17 protein-coding genes are annotated in these 15037 nt (G+C 70.4%); 7 read left to right on the top strand and 10 right to left on the bottom strand.

The window, feature by feature from the left end:
- The coding region (locus tag AC31A1_RS30660) for a histidine-type phosphatase (RefSeq protein WP_489656442.1) at positions 1-1382 on the top strand (1382 nt) is incomplete at its 5' end.
- 41 nt (positions 1383-1423) lie between these two features.
- On the opposite strand, the gene AC31A1_RS30655 is transcribed toward AC31A1_RS30660, so the two are convergent.
- The 4 genes from AC31A1_RS30655 to AC31A1_RS30640 form a co-directional block, all read right to left on the bottom strand.
- Positions 1424-2869 (bottom strand): sensor histidine kinase, encoded by a 1446-nt coding sequence (locus AC31A1_RS30655; protein WP_489656441.1) that lies wholly within the window; start codon positions 2867-2869, stop codon positions 1424-1426.
- Entirely contained in the window at positions 2870-3637 is a 768-nt protein-coding gene (locus AC31A1_RS30650; protein WP_489656440.1) for a response regulator transcription factor, read from the bottom strand.
- A gap of 191 nt (positions 3638-3828) precedes the next feature.
- Positions 3829-4425: an FMN reductase gene (locus AC31A1_RS30645; RefSeq protein ID WP_489656439.1), complete on the bottom strand. Its 597-nt coding sequence runs from the start codon at positions 4423-4425 to the stop codon at positions 3829-3831.
- A complete protein-coding gene (locus AC31A1_RS30640) occupies positions 4422-5525 on the bottom strand; it encodes an LLM class flavin-dependent oxidoreductase (RefSeq protein WP_489656438.1) in 1104 nt (367 codons plus the stop codon). The genes AC31A1_RS30645 and AC31A1_RS30640 overlap by 4 nt, the downstream gene beginning before the upstream one ends.
- Before the next feature lie 104 nt (positions 5526-5629).
- Here AC31A1_RS30640 and AC31A1_RS30635 point away from each other — a divergent pair, with 104 nt between their 5' ends.
- The 3 genes from AC31A1_RS30635 (at position 5630) to AC31A1_RS30625 (ending at position 8559) form a co-directional block, all read left to right on the top strand.
- Positions 5630-6433 carry a DUF6597 domain-containing transcriptional factor gene (locus AC31A1_RS30635; RefSeq protein ID WP_489656437.1) on the top strand — a complete coding sequence of 268 codons (804 nt, stop codon included), beginning with the start codon at positions 5630-5632 and terminating at the stop codon, positions 6431-6433.
- Positions 6434-6688: 255 nt separating this feature from the next.
- Complete coding sequence (locus AC31A1_RS30630; RefSeq protein WP_489656436.1) at positions 6689-7864, top strand: sensor histidine kinase; 1176 nt, start codon at positions 6689-6691, stop codon at positions 7862-7864.
- Positions 7861-8559, top strand: coding sequence for a response regulator (locus AC31A1_RS30625; RefSeq protein ID WP_489656435.1), 699 nt, complete (start codon positions 7861-7863; stop codon positions 8557-8559). The genes AC31A1_RS30630 and AC31A1_RS30625 overlap by 4 nt, the downstream gene beginning before the upstream one ends.
- Here AC31A1_RS30625 and AC31A1_RS30620 read toward each other — a convergent pair.
- The 4 genes from AC31A1_RS30620 to AC31A1_RS30605 form a co-directional block, all read right to left on the bottom strand.
- On the bottom strand, positions 8528-9076 hold the full coding sequence (locus AC31A1_RS30620) for a hypothetical protein (protein ID WP_489656434.1): 549 nt from the start codon (positions 9074-9076) through the stop codon (positions 8528-8530). The two genes, AC31A1_RS30625 and AC31A1_RS30620, sit on opposite strands and share 32 nt — an antisense overlap.
- Positions 9077-9291: 215 nt before the next feature.
- The gene (locus AC31A1_RS30615; RefSeq protein ID WP_489656433.1) at positions 9292-9819 is read right to left on the bottom strand and encodes a DUF1062 domain-containing protein; all 528 of its coding nucleotides are present in this window, start codon (positions 9817-9819) and stop codon (positions 9292-9294) included.
- A 213-nt stretch (positions 9820-10032) separates the two neighbouring features.
- Positions 10033-10506, bottom strand: a complete 474-nt coding sequence (locus AC31A1_RS30610) for a MarR family winged helix-turn-helix transcriptional regulator (RefSeq protein ID WP_489656432.1) — start codon at positions 10504-10506, stop codon at positions 10033-10035.
- Between the two features lie 109 nt (positions 10507-10615).
- Positions 10616-11101 (bottom strand): hypothetical protein, encoded by a 486-nt coding sequence (locus AC31A1_RS30605; RefSeq protein ID WP_489656431.1) that lies wholly within the window; start codon positions 11099-11101, stop codon positions 10616-10618.
- A gap of 124 nt (positions 11102-11225) precedes the next feature.
- Here AC31A1_RS30605 and AC31A1_RS30600 point away from each other — a divergent pair, with 124 nt between their 5' ends.
- From AC31A1_RS30600 to AC31A1_RS30590, 3 genes are all read left to right on the top strand, one after another.
- Complete coding sequence (locus AC31A1_RS30600; protein ID WP_489656430.1) at positions 11226-11561, top strand: YnfA family protein; 336 nt, start codon at positions 11226-11228, stop codon at positions 11559-11561.
- Positions 11562-11655: 94 nt separating this feature from the next.
- A complete protein-coding gene (locus AC31A1_RS30595; RefSeq protein WP_489656429.1) occupies positions 11656-12432 on the top strand; it encodes an SDR family NAD(P)-dependent oxidoreductase in 777 nt (258 codons plus the stop codon).
- Positions 12432-12626, top strand: a complete 195-nt coding sequence (locus tag AC31A1_RS30590) for a hypothetical protein (RefSeq protein ID WP_489656428.1) — start codon at positions 12432-12434, stop codon at positions 12624-12626. The genes AC31A1_RS30595 and AC31A1_RS30590 overlap by 1 nt, the downstream gene beginning before the upstream one ends.
- 24 nt (positions 12627-12650) lie before the next feature.
- Here AC31A1_RS30590 and AC31A1_RS30585 read toward each other — a convergent pair whose 3' ends face one another.
- Together AC31A1_RS30585 and AC31A1_RS30580 are read right to left on the bottom strand one after the other, a co-directional pair.
- Positions 12651-14018 (bottom strand): hypothetical protein, encoded by a 1368-nt coding sequence (locus AC31A1_RS30585; protein ID WP_489656427.1) that lies wholly within the window; start codon positions 14016-14018, stop codon positions 12651-12653.
- A 215-nt stretch (positions 14019-14233) separates the two neighbouring features.
- The coding region (locus tag AC31A1_RS30580; RefSeq protein WP_489656426.1) for an RtcB family protein at positions 14234-15037 on the bottom strand (804 nt) is incomplete at its 5' end.

Here is a 15037-nt window from a genome sequence, read left to right as displayed (position 1 = left end):
TGAGACGTGTCACCCCCGCCCTGGTCCTCGGCATGACCGCACTGCTGGCCACCCCCTTCGCCGCCCAGGCCGCCCCCGGCAACGGCAGCAGCGACGACGCCCACACCGACAGCTACGGCACTAAGGCCGTGTACCAGCCGGAGCAGAACCCCCGCTCGTACCAGAAGGTCCCGGCCGGCTTCACCCCCGTCTTCACCGAGAACGTGTCGCGGCACGGGTCCCGTTCCGCGACCGACAGTTCGGACGGCGACCTGATCCTCGCGCTCCTGGACAAGGCGCGGGCCGAGGGCCAACTCACCGCCAAGGGACGGGAGTTCGGGCCGAAGGCGCAGGCCCTCGAAGCCGCCATGAGCACCGTCGGCTACGGGAACCTCAGCGCGCGCGGCAAGGAGGAGATCCACGACACCGCCGTACGGATGGAGCAGCGGCTGCCGACCCTCTTCGCGTCGATCGCGAAGAGCAAGGAGCCCATCGACGTCGTCAGTTCGGGTCAGAGCCGTGCCGTCGACAGCGCCAACCTCTACGGCGCCGCCCTCGCCCAGACCGACCCCGGCCTGACCCCCCTCATCGGCGCGACCCGTACCGACAAGGACCTCCTCTACTTCCACAAGGCCGACGGCGGGGCCGCCTACCGCGACTACATCGCCAACGACAAGCGCCTCGCGGCCACCCTGAAGTCCATCACCGACCAGCCGGCCACCCACCGTGCCGCACGCTCCGTACTGAAGAAGCTCTTCAAGCCCGCGTTCGTGGATCGGATCACGGCGGGCGAGTTCGCGTCGATCGGCACGGACGTCGAGGCCGCCACCGCCGTCTACAACCTGTACGCCATCGCCCCCGCGATGAGCGAGGAGAGCCCTGGCGGCAAGGGCTGGGGCATGGACCGGTACATCTCGGCGCGCGACGCCGACTGGTTCGGGTACATCTCCGACGCCGAGGACTTCTACGAGAAGGGGCCGGGCTTCGCGGACAGCGACATCACGTACAAGATGGCGGGCGTCCTGCTCGACGACTTCTTCAAGAAGGCCGAGGCCAAGCGCGACGGCACGAGCGGCCTGGGCGCCGAACTCCGCTTCACCCACGCCGAGGAGATCATCCCGCTGGCCGCGCTGATGGGCCTGCCCGGCAGCACGAAGGGCGTCACCACCGCCAAGCCGTACACCTACGGCAGCAACCCGTGGCGGGGCGCGGCCGTCGCGCCCCTCGGCTCCAACATCCAGTGGGACGTGTTCCGCAAGGGCGACACCTACCTCGTCCGCATGCTCTACAACGAGAAGGAGACCGCCTTCAAGGCCGGCTGCCGTCCCGTCTCGAAGGGCAGCAAGTTCTACGACCTGAACGAACTGGAGCGCTGCTTCGGGCGCACGGCCTCCAACGGCTGACCCGGCGGCTGATCAACTCCCGCCCCGAGCCCGTCAGTTCCTCAGCCCCGGCCGCGTGGCCCGGTTCCCGGCCCGGTCACACCGCCCACCGTGAACCCGATCACCGCCCCGCCGCCCTCCCGCCGCAGCGCGAACGGCGCTCCCCCGTGGGCCAGGGCCACCTCGCGGACGATCGAGAGGCCGAGGCCCGAGCCGGGGAGGGAACGGGCGTCGGCCGCGCGGTAGAAGCGGTCGAAGATGCGGAAGAGGTCGGTTTCGGAGACTCCGGGGCCCCGGTCGAGGACCTCGACGCGCACCGTACCCGGGCGGGCCGGGCCCGAGACCGAGATCTCGATCGGGGTCTGGCCCGCCCGGTCGAACTTGGCCGCGTTCTCGACGAGGTTGGAGATCGCGCGCTGGAGCATGCCGGGGCGGCCGTCGGTCGTGGTGTCGCCGCTCGCCCGGACGGTGATGTCCCGGCCGGTGCGGCGCCGGGCGAGGCCCGCCACGTCCTCCGCGATGTCGGCGAGGTCGACCTGCTGGGGCGGTTCGGTGTCGGACTGGCCCGCCGCCAGGTCCACCAACTCGTTGACCAGGTCGGTGAGTTCGCGAGCCTCCTGCGAGAGGTCGGCGACCAGTTCCTCGCGCGTGGCGGGCGGCAACTCGTCGATCCGCCGCAGCAGGGAGATGTTCGTGCGCAACGACGTGAGCGGGGTGCGGAGTTCGTGGCCCGCGTCCTGGATCAGGCGGCGCTGGTCCTCCTCCGACTGCGCGAGGCGCCCGAGCATCCGGTCGAAGGCCCTGCCCAGGCGGCCCACCTCGTCATAGCCGGTCACCGGGACCTGGACGCCGAGCCGACGCGTGCGGGCCACGTCCTCGGCCGCCGCGGTGAGGATGATGAGGCGCCGGGTGATGCGCCGCGCCAGCCACCAGCCGCACAGCCCGGCCAGCACCACCACGGCCGCCATCAGCACGAACGTCCGCTGCTGCAACGCCCGCAGCAGATCCTCCGTGTCGCTGAACTCCTGCGCCACCTGCACCGCGCCCCGCCCGGCGCCGAGCGAGACGGTCGCGATGCGGTACACGTCCTCGGCGACGGCGACGTCCTTGTGCTCCACCGTCTTCCCGGCCACCCGCTCGCCCGCGATCGCCCGGTCGTCGCCGGTCACGGGCAGCGCCGGGCTGCCGCTGTCGAGGACCCCGCCGTCCCGCCCGAGCACCTGCACATCCGTCCGTGCCGGCCGCACGATGTCGTGACCGGGCGCGGACGAGGAGAAGTCCTCGGTCGTCATCTGGTGCGTCCGCACCTCGTCCTGCAGATCCTGGACGACCTGGTCGAACACGGACTCCTGGTCGACCCGGACCAGCCGGGCCGCCGCGCCGTACGACAGCACGCCGACGAGCAGCGTGACCGCAGCGGTCACCGCCGCGAAGGACAGCACGAAGGTGGTGCGGAGTGAAACCAGTCTGGGTCGCCTGGTGGCCACGAACCGCCGCAGGCGGCCCACTCAGTCCTCCCGCAGCACGTAACCCACGCCACGCACCGTGTGGATCAGCTGCGGCGCGCCGGGCTCGTCGAGCTTGCGGCGCAGGTAGCCGACGTAGACGGCGAGGTTCTTGGAGCCGGGGCCGAAGTCGTAGCCCCAGATGCGGTCGTAGATCGTGGAGTGGTCCAGGACGATGCCCGCGTTGCGCACGAGCAGTTCGAGGAGCTCGAACTCGGTCCGGGTCAGCTCCAGTTCACGCCCGCCGCGCCAGACGCGGCGGGCCTGGAGGTCCATGCGGAGGCCGGCCGCGGTGATCTGTCTGTCGGCGGGCGACGCCGTCGACTGGGGGCCCTCCCGAAGTACGTCGACGGAGGCGCCGGAGGTGGCGGACGACGTGCCGGGGACGCCATTCGCCGGGACCGGGCTGGTGCGGCGGAGCAGGGCTCGCAGCCTTGCGAAGACCTCCTCCACGTCGAAGGGCTTCACCACGTAGTCGTCGGCGCCCGCGTCCAGGCCGGCAATGCGGTCGGCCGTCTCGACCAGCGCGGTCAGCATCAGGATCGGGGTGCGGTCGCCCTCGGCGCGCAGCACCCGGCAGACCTGGAGGCCATCGATGCCGGGCATCATCACGTCGAGGAGCAGCACGTCCGGTGGGGTGCGGTGGGCCTGCGCGAGCGCCTCGACACCGTCGGCGACCGCGGTCACCTGGTAGCCCTCCAGGGTCAGGGCCCGCTCCAGGGCATGACGGATGGCACGGTCGTCTTCGGCGAGCAGCACAGTCTGGGGCACGTCACCCAGTGTGCCAAGGCCTCCGGCGGTTGACCGGTGGGGGCAGGTCTACGATCACCCTTTTTACCTGGCTCTCACCGAGGTGGGCGCAACCCGGGGCTTGCTCCTACCGTCTTCTCACGGTCGGGTGTGGCCGGCGCCCCTGGGGGCTGTGCCCCCAGACCCCCATCGGCCCTGAAGGGGCCTCGTCCTCAAACGCCGGACGGGCTGATGTTCAGTGCCGCTAGTTGGTCCGTGAACGGTACGACCGCCTGCTTGGTCGCCGGGCGCGCTGCGGACAGCCCCGTCATCAGGGCCGCCAGCTCCCCCGCCGCCCGTTCGATGCGCTCCGGCAGGCCCTCCGCGCCCCAGTCCTCCGAGGCGGCGTACACCCCGGTCGGGACGACCACGGCCCGCAGGTAGGCGAAGAGCGGGCGGAGGGCGTGTTCCAGTACCAGGGAGTGGCGGGCGCTGCCGCCCGTCGCCGCGATGAGTACCGGCTTTCCGGTCAGCGCGTCCTTCTCCAGCACGTCGAAGAAGGACTTGAACAGTCCGCTGTACGACGCCGAGAACACTGGCGTGACGGCGATCAGGCCGTCCGCCTGCGTCACCGCGTCGAGAGCGGCCGCCAGCTTCTTGCCGGGGAAGCCGTTGGTGAGGTTGTGGGCGATCTCGACCGCGAGGTCGCGCAGTTCCACGACCTGTATGTCGACGGGGCTCCGCCGGTCCACCGCCGCTGCCAGCCGGTCGGCCAGCAGCCTCGTGGACGACGGAACACTCAGCCCCGCCGAGACGACTACGAGCTTCATGCGACGGTCACCTCTTCCGAAGCCTTTTCCGATACGGCCGCGCGCAGCGACTCGTGCGTCGGCGCCTCCGGCACGTCCGCCGGGCGATTCGCCGCGAACTCCTTGCGCAGGACCGGTACGACCTCCTCGCCCAGCAGGTCGAGCTGCTCCAGGACCGTCTTGAGCGGGAGCCCGGCGTGGTCCAGCAGGAACAGCTGGCGCTGGTAGTCACCGGCGTAGTCCCGGAACGCGAGGGTCTTCTCGATGACCTCCTGCGGGGAGCCGACGGTCAGCGGGGTCTGGTCGGTGAAGTCCTCCAGGGAGGGCCCGTGGCCGTAGACCGGGGCGTTGTCGAAGTAAGGGCGGAACTCGCGCACCGCGTCCTGGGAGTTGCGCCGCATGAAGACCTGGCCGCCGAGCCCGACGATCGCCTGCTCCGGTGTGCCGTGGCCGTAGTGCGCGTACCGCTCGCGGTACAGCTCGACCATCCGCTTGGTGTGGTCGGCCGGCCAGAAAATGTTGTTGTGGAAGAAGCCGTCGCCGTAGAAGGCGGCCTGCTCGGCGATCTCGGGGCTGCGGATCGAGCCGTGCCAGACGAACGGCGGTACGTCGTCCAGCGGACGCGGCGTCGACGTGAAGCCCTGGAGCGGGGAGCGGAACTTGCCCTCCCAGTTCACGACGTCCTCGCGCCACAGACGGCGCAGCAGGGCGTAGTTCTCGATGGCGAGGTTGATGCCCTGGCGGATGTCCTGGCCGAACCAGGGGTAGACCGGGCCGGTGTTGCCGCGGCCCATCATCAGGTCGACCCGGCCGTCGGCCAGGTGCTGGAGCATCGCGAAGTCCTCCGCGATCTTCACCGGGTCGTTGGTGGTGATGAGGGTGGTGGAGGTGGAGAGGACCAGCTTCTCGGTCCGCGCCGCGATGAAGCCGAGCATCGTGGTGGGCGACGAGGGCACGAACGGCGGGTTGTGGTGCTCACCGGTCGCGAAGACGTCGAGCCCGACCTCCTCGGCCTTCAGCGCGATGGCGACCATGGCCTTGATGCGCTCACGCTCGGTCGGCGTCCGTCCGGTGGTCGGGTCCGGTGTGACGTCGCCGACGCTGAAGATCCCGAACTGCATGGTCGTTCACCCTCCAGGTTGTTGATTATTCAACTATACCCTCCAACGGCCACCCCCTCACACATATTCCGCGCACTGTCAGTGGGCGGTTCTACGATCCGTACATGGCCGTCCCGCACCGCGACACCCGAGGAATCGTCGACCCCGCCGAGCTCCTCGCCCGCGTGCACTTCCGCCGCCCCGAACCCGCCGAGCCCCTCCGCCCGTACATCGAGCACTACTGGCTGATCGACTGGGACCTGACCGAGCCCTACGTCTCCCACGTCGTCCCGCACCCGGCCGTGCACATCGTCTTCCAGCGGCTGGCCGGCGAGGACGCCTTCGTCGAGATCGCGGGCATCCCGGACGGCCTCTTCGCGCAGAAGCTGGAGGGGCGGGGACGCGTCTGCGGCATCAAGTTCCGGCCCGGCGCCTTCCGCACCGTCGCCCCGGACCGCCCGGTGTCGGAGTGGACCGGGCAGCGGGTCCGGCAACCCGACGTGTTCCCGGACATCGACCCCGCCACGGTCCTCGACCCGCCCGACGAGACCGCCCGCGTCGCCGCGCTCGACGCCTTCCTGCTCACCCTCGACCCCCGGCCCGACCCGCAGGCCGACCTCGCGACCGCCCTGGTCGACCGCATCCGCACCGACCGCACGATCCGCCGCGTGACCGACTTCGCCCGGTCGGAAGGCCTGTCCGTACGGCTGCTGCAACGCCTCTTCGCCGCGTACGTCGGCGTCGGCCCCAAGTGGGTCATCCTGCGCTACCGCATCCACGAGGCCCTGGAGCGCGCGGGAGCCGAGGAGCCCGTGGACTGGGCCGGGCTGGCCGCCGACCTCGGCTACGCCGACCAGGCCCACCTGGTCCGGGACTTCACGGCGACGGTCGGGGTGACACCGACGGCGTACGCGCAGGGCGTGCAGTGACCGACGCGCCGCGTTGTCCGGTTGACCGGCGAGGGGCTCCTCACCCGCATTTGCCTGTACCTGCATCTACGACGTCACCATCGGCGACATCGAACCGGCCGAGGCGGGCAGCGCCGGCGGAGCATGGTCACTGGGCGCCGACGGGCACACCCGCACGCTGGTAGCTTTCGCAGCGGTCGGACGACGGCGGCAGTCGCAGTCCCCGGAACAGCGACCGTCACAGCGACAGCGGGAAGAGTGGGAAGAGAGCCCCCGGTGAACCGGACTCAGCGCGCTATTCGGTGGTTCGCGGCGGACAACAACTCCATCCAGGTCTTCGGCACCGTCGCCGCCATCGTCGTCGGCGCGGTCGCGGTCCGGCCCATCGGGTTCTCCGGGACCGGGCTCGCCGTGCTGTGTCTGCTGGTCCTGGTCTCGCTGATGACGTGCACGCGGCTGATCCCGGAGGGGCGGCTGGCGCCGGGGCCGCAGTTCGCGGTGCTGTGTGTCTGGTCGGCCGGGGCCGCCGCGCTGATGGGACTGGACCGCTCCGGGGCGTCGGCCCTGTTCGCGTACTTCGCCACCGGCCACGCCGGATACCGCCTCGACAGCCGCCGCTCGCTGCCCTTCGCGGCGGGCACCAGCGCCCTGTGCGCGGGTGTGCTGCTCCTGCCGTGGGGCAACCACGGCACCTCCTGGATCGTGGGCGCCTTCACCGGCGTCAGCGTGCTGGTCGGACTCTCCAACCGCGCCCACATCGCCGCGTTGCGCTCCGCGCGGGCCGCCGCCGAGCAGGCGGAGCTGGCCTCGCGGGCGGAGGCGCGGGCCGAGGCGCTCGCCGAGCGGGCCCGGATCGCCCGGGACGTGCACGACGTGCTGGCCCACTCGCTGGCCGGGGTGAACATGCAACTGGAGGTCACCGACGCCCTGTTGGAGTCCGGTGACGTCGAACGGGCCCGGCAGGCGGCCCAGCGCGCGCAGAGCCTGGTGCGGTCGGGGCTGACCGAGGTGCAGCGCACGGTCGGGGACCTGCGCGAGGACGCGCTGCCGCTGGTGGAGACCTTGCGGTCCATGCTCGGCTCCGTGTCCGACGCCGGTACGCTGACCGTCGACGGGCCGCGGCGTGAACTGCCCGTCCGCCTCGCCCAGGTGATCGTGCGCTGCGCACAGGAGGCGCTGACCAACGCGCACAAGTACGCGCCCGGTGCCCCGGTCCGCATGCGCCTGGAGTATGTGGAGCGACGGGAGCACCTCCCGGAGGAGACCGTCTTCGAGGCGGTCAACTCCGCGCCCCCGGAAGGCTCGCGGCCCCTGGCCGGTGCGGGGAGCGGGATGGGCCTGGTCGGGATGCGCGAGCGCCTCGACCTGGTGGGCGGCACGGTCACGGCCGGGCCGATCGTGGACGGCGACGACGCAGGAGGATGGCGAGTGCGCGTGGTGATCCCGGGATGAGCGACGAGCAGCAGGGGCAGGGTGACCGGCAGGCCGTCGTACGGGTGGTCGTGGCCGACGACCAGACCGCCGTCCGCGAGGCGCTGGCGACCGTACTGGATCTGCAGCCCGGTGTGGAGGTCGTGGCGACGGCGAAGGACGGCGGGGAAGCCGTGCTGGCCGCCGAGGAGCACTCCCCGGACGTGATCCTGATGGATCTCAACATGCCGCGGATGGACGGGGTCGAGGCCACCCGGCTGCTCACCGAGCGCTTCCCGCAGGTCGCGGTCGTCGTGCTGACCACCTTCGCCGACGAGGAGTACATCCTCGCCGCGCTCGGCGCCGGTGCCCGCGGCTACCTCACCAAGGAGTCCGGCCGGCAGGACATCACCCGAGCGGTGCGGGTCGCGGCGGCCGGGCAGTCCGTGCTCGACCCCGCCGTACGGGACCGGCTCGTCGCCGCCGCCGCGCGGGGCGGTGCCCCCGTCGAACGGCCGGGCGCCGGACTCGCCCCGGATCTCACACCCCGGGAGGTCGAGGTGCTCACGCTGATCGGCGAGGGCCTGACCAACCGGGGTATCGCGGAGCGGCTGGTGGTGAGCGAGGCCACGGTGAAGACGCATATCAACAACCTCTTCTCCAAGGCGCATCTGCGGGACCGGGCGCATGCCGTGAAGTACGCGTTCATCCACGGACTGGTGAAGACCCCTGGGTGAGGGCCGCCCCCGCCGGCGCCAGGAACCGCACACGGGCCAGCAGCAGGAACACCCGGGTGAGGACCATGGCCAGCGCCATGATGACGAAGAACGGGGCGATGGCGTCCTGGACTATCTGGTGCTCGGCCATGAACGTGCCGAGGTGGTCGCGGAACCAGGTGTTGTGCTCGGCGGCGTAGATGAAGGCGACGCGCAGCGCGACCACCGCCGTCCAGATCGCCACGAACCCCGCGCCGCACCGGGTGTGCACGTGGCCCGAGGCCGGGTCACGCTCCACGCCGGTCGTGAACGTGGCGACGACACCGCAGGCCAGTCCGATCGCGGCGCCCACCAGATAGACGACCACGTCGACGTGCTGGGTGGGCATCCCCTTCAGATAGAAGTAGCCGACCGCCGACACCGTGCCGATCGGCATCAGCACCTTGTGCAGGTCGTACTTCCGGCGCCCGTACTGCGTCAGCATCATCACCGCGAAGATGCCCCCGCTGATCGTCAGCGCCTGCTCCATGTCCGTCATGACGTCGCACTCCTCGGCCTCCGGCGGTGTCCCCGCCTCGCGTTTTCCTGAGTCCGACTCTCCCGCCGAAGCCGGGAAAGCTCCCGGACCCACGGGTGGATTTCCGGGTGGAGACGCGAGGTGGAGCCTCCCCCTAGGGGTCTCTCGGGGCCTGTCCGGCGGATCCGAAGATCCGATCCCGCCGGACAGGCCCCGGCCCCGCTCCCGGGAAGCGCTCAGCGCTTGAGCGTGAAGGTGAAGTCGCCGGTGACTCGGGCGTCCAGCCGGATCGCCGACACGAGACTCCCCTCCGCGATCAGCCTCCCGACCTCGGCCCGCGACAGACCGCACCCCTCGGCGATCAGCCGCACCGGCCGGACCGGTATCCGCGCCGCGAAGCGCACCGACACGTCGATCACCTCGCGGTCCGGGCAGTCCGTTCCGCCGGTGTCGAGACGCCAGGCGCCGTCCCAGTCGAGGGCGACGCGGTTACGGCGCCGTAGCACCGGATCCTGGAGCAACTCGGCTGCCAGGGAAGGGTCGTTGGCGTGCAGCCGGTCCAGCAGGCCGGGTCGTACGGAGCGCACGTTCGCCCGCTCCAGGACCGTGAGTTTCGTGGTGTCCCCGCAGCCGGCGCAGAGCGCGAGGAGCCAGGCGTCGATGAGCTTGTGGTGGGCGTTGACGCGGAACTTGCCGTTCGCCCGGAAGCGTTCGGACGCGCACGCGTGGCAACGGCGGAGGACGAGCGGAAGGCAGGTGGGCATGACAAACCAGGTCGCGAGCACAGAAGTACACCGGTTCCAGTGAGAAGTCCGCAGCAGAAAGGGGCGCGGCGCACAGGCGCGACGCGCGACAGATCAGCACTCGGGGGGTCTCACACGGTGTACAACGGCACGTCCTCGCCCAGACGACTGGATTCGGCAGGACGATAACGGCGCACGACGGCGCCGCTCAACGGGTTTTCGGCGCCGCCGGCGCTACACCTCGCCCGCGCGCAGCCGCGCGATCTGCCGGCCGCTGAACTCCACCGTCCGCCTCATGTGGCCGACGATCACGGCGAGTTCGGCGTCGCCCAGCTCGTCGAAGAGGGTGAACCAGCCGCCGCCGAGCCGGTTCCACATGCGCCCGAACTCGGTGATCTTCTCCGGCACGGTCGCCACCAGCACCCGCCGCCGGTCCTCCGCGTCCCGCTCCCGGACGACGTACCCCGCCCGCTCCAGCCGGTCCACGAGCCGCGTGGCCGACCCTGTCGTCAGCCCGGTCAGCTCGGCGACCCGGCCCGTGGTCACGGGCCCGGCCTCCAACGTGAGCAGGTTCAGACACTGCAGATCGGTGGGGTGCAGCCCGAGCCGGTCGGCGACGGCCTGGTTGAACAGGGCGTACGACGCCATGTACCGGCGCGACACGGAGGACAACTCGTCCAGCAGCCGCGTCCGCGCGTTCCCGGACATGTCGTACCCCTCGTCGCCTGTGCCGTCCGCACGCCCCGTACATGCCGTGCGGAGATCGAGATCGTACGACGCGCTCGCGGACGTGGCTCCTCGGTCCTACGGGTGTGGCTCAGAAGTAGTAGGTGTCACCGGTGTCCAGGACGAGCACCCGCTGCTGGTCGTTGGCCCGGTTCCCGTCCACCGCGCCCCCGCCCCACACCGTGTCCAGCTCCAGCAGCACCTCGGAGGACGCGTCCCGCAGCCGTACCCGCACCTCGATCCGCTCGCCCACCGCGTCCGCGGCCAGCGCTCCCGTCCGGCACACCACCACCCGCTCCCCGGACCGCGCACACCCCTCCGGCAGCGTCTGCGCGTCCGCGAGCGGCTTCGACCAGCGCAGCCGTACGGTCGCGTCGGGCACCGCGGCCGGACCGTGGTTGCGCGGGGTGAACCGGACGTCGACCCGGCCGCCGGTCATGGTGGCGGAGCCGTGGTAGGCGAGATCCGCCTCCGGGCCGGGGATGTCCGGGTGACCCGGGAGCCCCGGGGCCGCGCCCATCGCCGCCAGCGCGGCACCCCCTACAGCGAGAGTCCGTAGTACCCGTAGTACCCGCATGCCATCCGCTCCTCAGTACGCCGCGCCCTGCACCACGCCACCGTGGTCGTACGGATGTATCCCACGCGGAGCGTGCGACAGGCGCCCTCCATCAGGTGACAGCGCGCGTGATGTGATGGCGGCCATGCTCGTCCTCCGCTCCGCAGGCCTCTTCGTCGTCGCCGCCGTCTTCGAGATCGGCGGCGCCTGGCTGGTCTGGCAGGGGGTGCGCGAACACCGCGGCTGGCTCTGGATCGGCGGCGGGATCATGGCCCTCGGCGTCTACGGCTTCGTCGCCACCTTCCAGCCCGACGCCCACTTCGGCCGCATCCTCGCGGCCTACGGCGGGATCTTCGTCGCCGGTTCACTGGCCTGGGGCGCGGTCGCGGACGGCTACCGCCCCGACCGCTGGGACATCACCGGCGCCCTGATCTGCCTGGCCGGGATGGCCGTGATCATGTGGGCGCCCAGGGGGAACTGACCCGGCCCCCCGGAACCGGCCCCCTATCCTGGACGGAGTCGTACACACGATCTCGTCCATACGATCTCGTCAGATCCGTCCCGAGGAGCAGCCCATGGCCACCGCCGCACCTTCCGCCGCCTCCCGCATCGCGGTCGTCACCGGGGCGAGCGGTGGAATCGGCGCCGCCACGGCCCGGCAGCTCGCCTCGGCCGGTTACCGCGTCGTCCTCACCGCCCGCCGCAAGGACCGTATCGAGGCGCTCGCCGAGGAGATCGACGCGAACGGCGGCCAGGCCACGGCGTACGCCCTGGACGTCACCGACCGCGGTGCTGTGGACGAGTTCGCGAGCGCCTTCAAGACGATCGGCGTCCTGATCAACAACGCGGGCGGCGCGCTCGGCGCCGACCCGGTCGCGACCGGCGACCCCGCCGACTGGCGCACGATGTACGAGACGAACGTCCTCGGCACCCTGAACATCACCCAGGCCCTGCTCCCCGCCCTCACCGCGAGCGGCGACGGCACGGTCGTGGTCGTCTCCTCCACGGCCGGACACGGCACGTACGAGGGCGGCGCGGGGTATGTCGCCGCCAAGCACGGCGCCCACGTCCTCGCCGAGACGCTGCGGCTGGAGATCGTCGGCACCCCGGTGCGGGTCATCGAGGTCGCGCCCGGCATGGTCAAGACGGACGAGTTCGCGCTGACCCGCTTCGGCGGCGACGCGGAGAAGGCGGCGAAGGTCTACGCGGGCGTCGCCGAGCCCCTCACGGCGGACGACGTGGCCGACACCATCACCTGGGCGGTCACCCGCCCCAGCCACGTCAACATCGACCTCCTCGTCGTCCGCCCCCGCGCCCAGGCCTCCAACACCAAGGTCCACCGGGAGCTGTGATGCCCGACCAAGAAGACGACCCAGGCAGTCCAGTCGGCCCGGACAACTCCCAAGAGGCCCTGGACAAGCGCCGGTTGGCCGAGGAGACCAGGAACGAGCGCAAGGTCTGGTACTTCCTCGGCTACTTCCTCTTCGGCATCCACCTCGTCGCGTTCGTGATGATCTACGCGGTGATGCACGCCCCGAACAAGTAGGTTTTCCCCGCCGGTTCCCCTGCCTCAGTTCAGGGAATTGACAATGCGCCCGATGCGATCGGCCGCCTTCTCCGCGGTGCCCTTGATGTAGAAGCCGTCGACCGCCTCATAGGTGACGTGGTCGAAATTCCATGTGTCGGGCATGTTCTTGGCGCCGCCCTCGAACATCGACATGACGAACGTGCTGGAGAAGGACGAGTTCTCACGGATCGCGTTCGCGGTCGTGGTGGACAACTCCGGTTCCACACCGGCGAAGACGCCCTTGCCGACCTGGAAGACCCAGAGCGGCACCTGGACGGTGCCGGTGGGGGTGAAGGTGACGGTCTTGGTGGGCGCGCCGGCCTGCGGGCCGGTGACCTGGGTGGTGGTGATGTCGTCGGTGACGAGCCGCACCACGACCTGCTTACCGCTCTCGTACTTGCCGATCCCCCGCGCCACCCGCACGATCTCGTTCCCGAGGCGCTCGCCCTGTGCGGTCAGCAGCGCGAATCCGGCGTCGTGCAGATCGACGCCGTAGGTCCAGCCCTTGTCCTTGTCGATCGTGTACCGCTTCGAGCGGTACGCCGGGAACTGGTCACCGCACGCGCCCACCAGCCAGAAGCCGACGGCACCGGGGTACTGCGTCTCGACGTGCGCCACGGCCGCGCCGGCCAGGTCGGCGGTGATCGGCAGGGTGCCGTCGGCCATGACCGAGTCCTGCATCACGCACGACTGCACGTTGTAGTTGGCCAGGACGGCGATCGGGTTGCCGTCGAGGTCGTTGAAGCGGGCGACGTACACGCCCTTGTCCGAGGGCAGTTGCTCGTTCACACCGAGCCAATAGCCGTCGGCGGTGAGGACGTTGCGGTTCACGTTGACGTCAACTCGGCCGGAGCCGTAGCCGACCTCGGCGTCCTGCAGGTTCTTGACGGCGTCGGCGACGGCGGACTTGGTGGCGGCGACGATGTTCTGTACGTACGCGGCGGCCCCGGCCGAGGACGAACTCGCCTGCACATGCGGCGCGGAGAAGCAGTGCGTGACGGTGACCATGATGTTCGCGGCGGTCACGCCCGAGGCCGCGGTGATGGCGTCCCGCATCAGCGCGATCGCCTCCGCGCTGATCGAGGTCAGATCCAGCACGGCCAGCGCGATACGGCGGGAGCCGGACTCCACGAGCAGGACACGGACGTTGAGGTCGTCGTGCACGGAGGTGAAGTTGTCCAGCGGCAACAGCGAGGCACCGGGCGTGAACGCGGCCTTGCCGGCACCGACCTTCAGCCCGCCGGTGGCCTTCGTGGCGGCCTGCGCGGACGTGGCACCGCCGAGGGCGGTCGCCGCGAGAGCGGTGACCGCCCCGGCGGCCACCACGGTCCGCCGGCTCAACTCACTCTGATTCCGGTGTCGCTCCATCATGTGCTGTCCTCCGAGACGCTGCGGGTGGGGTCGGGCCAAGACCCGGGCAGCATCACAGCGAAATTCGAGGCCAGCAATAAGGGGCGGGCGCAAGCAATGCTTTCGCCGATGGAGCGTGTAAATGGAGCACGCATTTGACGTGCGCCGGCGGCCGGAATCCACAGCAATGAGACGTGAATTCACAGCGATCTCAGAGAGAGCTCAGAACAATTGACTCAACCCTTCACGCAGACGACCTGCTTCAGCTTCGCCACGACCTCGACGAGGTCCCGCTGCTGATCGATGACCTGCTCGATCGGCTTGTACGCGCCCGGGATCTCGTCCACGACGCCGGAGTCCTTACGGCACTCCACACCCCGTGTCTGCTCCTCCAGGTCCTTCGTCGAGAAGCGACGCTTGGCCGCGTTACGGCTCATGCGCCGACCGGCGCCGTGCGACGCGGAGTTGAAGGACTTCTCGTTGCCGAGGCCCTTCACGATGTACGAGCCGGTGCCCATCGAGCCCGGGATGATCCCGTACTCGCCGGAGCCGGCGCGGATCGCCCCCTTACGGGTGACCAGCAGGTCGACGCCCTCGTACCGCTCCTCGCTCACGTAGTTGTGATGGCATGAGATCTCCTGCTCGAAGGCCGGCTTCGCCTTCTTGAACTCCTTGCGGATCACGTCCTTCAGGAGCGCCATCATGATCGTGCGGTTGTACTTCGCGTACTCCTGCGCCCAGAACAGGTCGTTGCGGTACGCCGCCATCTGCGGGGTGTCCGCGATGAAGACGGCGAGGTCACGGTCGACCAGGCCCTGGTTGTGCGGGAGTTTCTGGGCCGTGCCGATGTGGTGCTCGGCCAGTTCCTTGCCGATGTTCCGGGAGCCGGAGTGGAGCATGAGCCACACCGAACCGTCCGAATCCACACACACCTCACAAAAGTGATTTCCTCCGCCAAGCGTCCCCATCTGCTTCGCGGCCCGCTCCTCCCGGAACTTCACCGCATCGGCAACCCCCTCGAACCGCCCCCAGAAGTCGTC

Source organism: Streptomyces sp. P5F9 (assembly GCF_057961495.1).
The sequence above is the reverse complement of the archived record's forward strand: the minus strand, read 5'-3'. Positions and strand labels throughout refer to the sequence as shown.

What these genes read in the sequence shown, in the direction of transcription:
- AC31A1_RS30645 (WP_489656439.1), bottom strand. Translation starts at nt 4,425, where the DNA reads ATGAAGCTCGTAGTCGTCTCGGCGGGGCTGAGTGTTCCGTCGTCCACG.
- AC31A1_RS30640 (WP_489656438.1), bottom strand. Translation starts at nt 5,525, where the DNA reads ATGCAGTTCGGGATCTTCAGCGTCGGCGACGTCACACCGGACCCGACC.
- AC31A1_RS30635 (WP_489656437.1), top strand. Translation starts at nt 5,630, where the DNA reads ATGGCCGTCCCGCACCGCGACACCCGAGGAATCGTCGACCCCGCCGAG.
- AC31A1_RS30625 (WP_489656435.1), top strand. Translation starts at nt 7,861, where the DNA reads ATGAGCGACGAGCAGCAGGGGCAGGGTGACCGGCAGGCCGTCGTACGG.
- AC31A1_RS30620 (WP_489656434.1), bottom strand. Translation starts at nt 9,076, where the DNA reads ATGACGGACATGGAGCAGGCGCTGACGATCAGCGGGGGCATCTTCGCG.
- AC31A1_RS30615 (WP_489656433.1), bottom strand. Translation starts at nt 9,819, where the DNA reads ATGCCCACCTGCCTTCCGCTCGTCCTCCGCCGTTGCCACGCGTGCGCG.
- AC31A1_RS30610 (WP_489656432.1), bottom strand. Translation starts at nt 10,506, where the DNA reads ATGTCCGGGAACGCGCGGACGCGGCTGCTGGACGAGTTGTCCTCCGTG.
- AC31A1_RS30605 (WP_489656431.1), bottom strand. Translation starts at nt 11,101, where the DNA reads ATGCGGGTACTACGGGTACTACGGACTCTCGCTGTAGGGGGTGCCGCG.
- AC31A1_RS30600 (WP_489656430.1), top strand. Translation starts at nt 11,226, where the DNA reads ATGCTCGTCCTCCGCTCCGCAGGCCTCTTCGTCGTCGCCGCCGTCTTC.
- AC31A1_RS30595 (WP_489656429.1), top strand. Translation starts at nt 11,656, where the DNA reads ATGGCCACCGCCGCACCTTCCGCCGCCTCCCGCATCGCGGTCGTCACC.
- AC31A1_RS30590 (WP_489656428.1), top strand. Translation starts at nt 12,432, where the DNA reads ATGCCCGACCAAGAAGACGACCCAGGCAGTCCAGTCGGCCCGGACAAC.
- AC31A1_RS30585 (WP_489656427.1), bottom strand. Translation starts at nt 14,018, where the DNA reads ATGATGGAGCGACACCGGAATCAGAGTGAGTTGAGCCGGCGGACCGTG.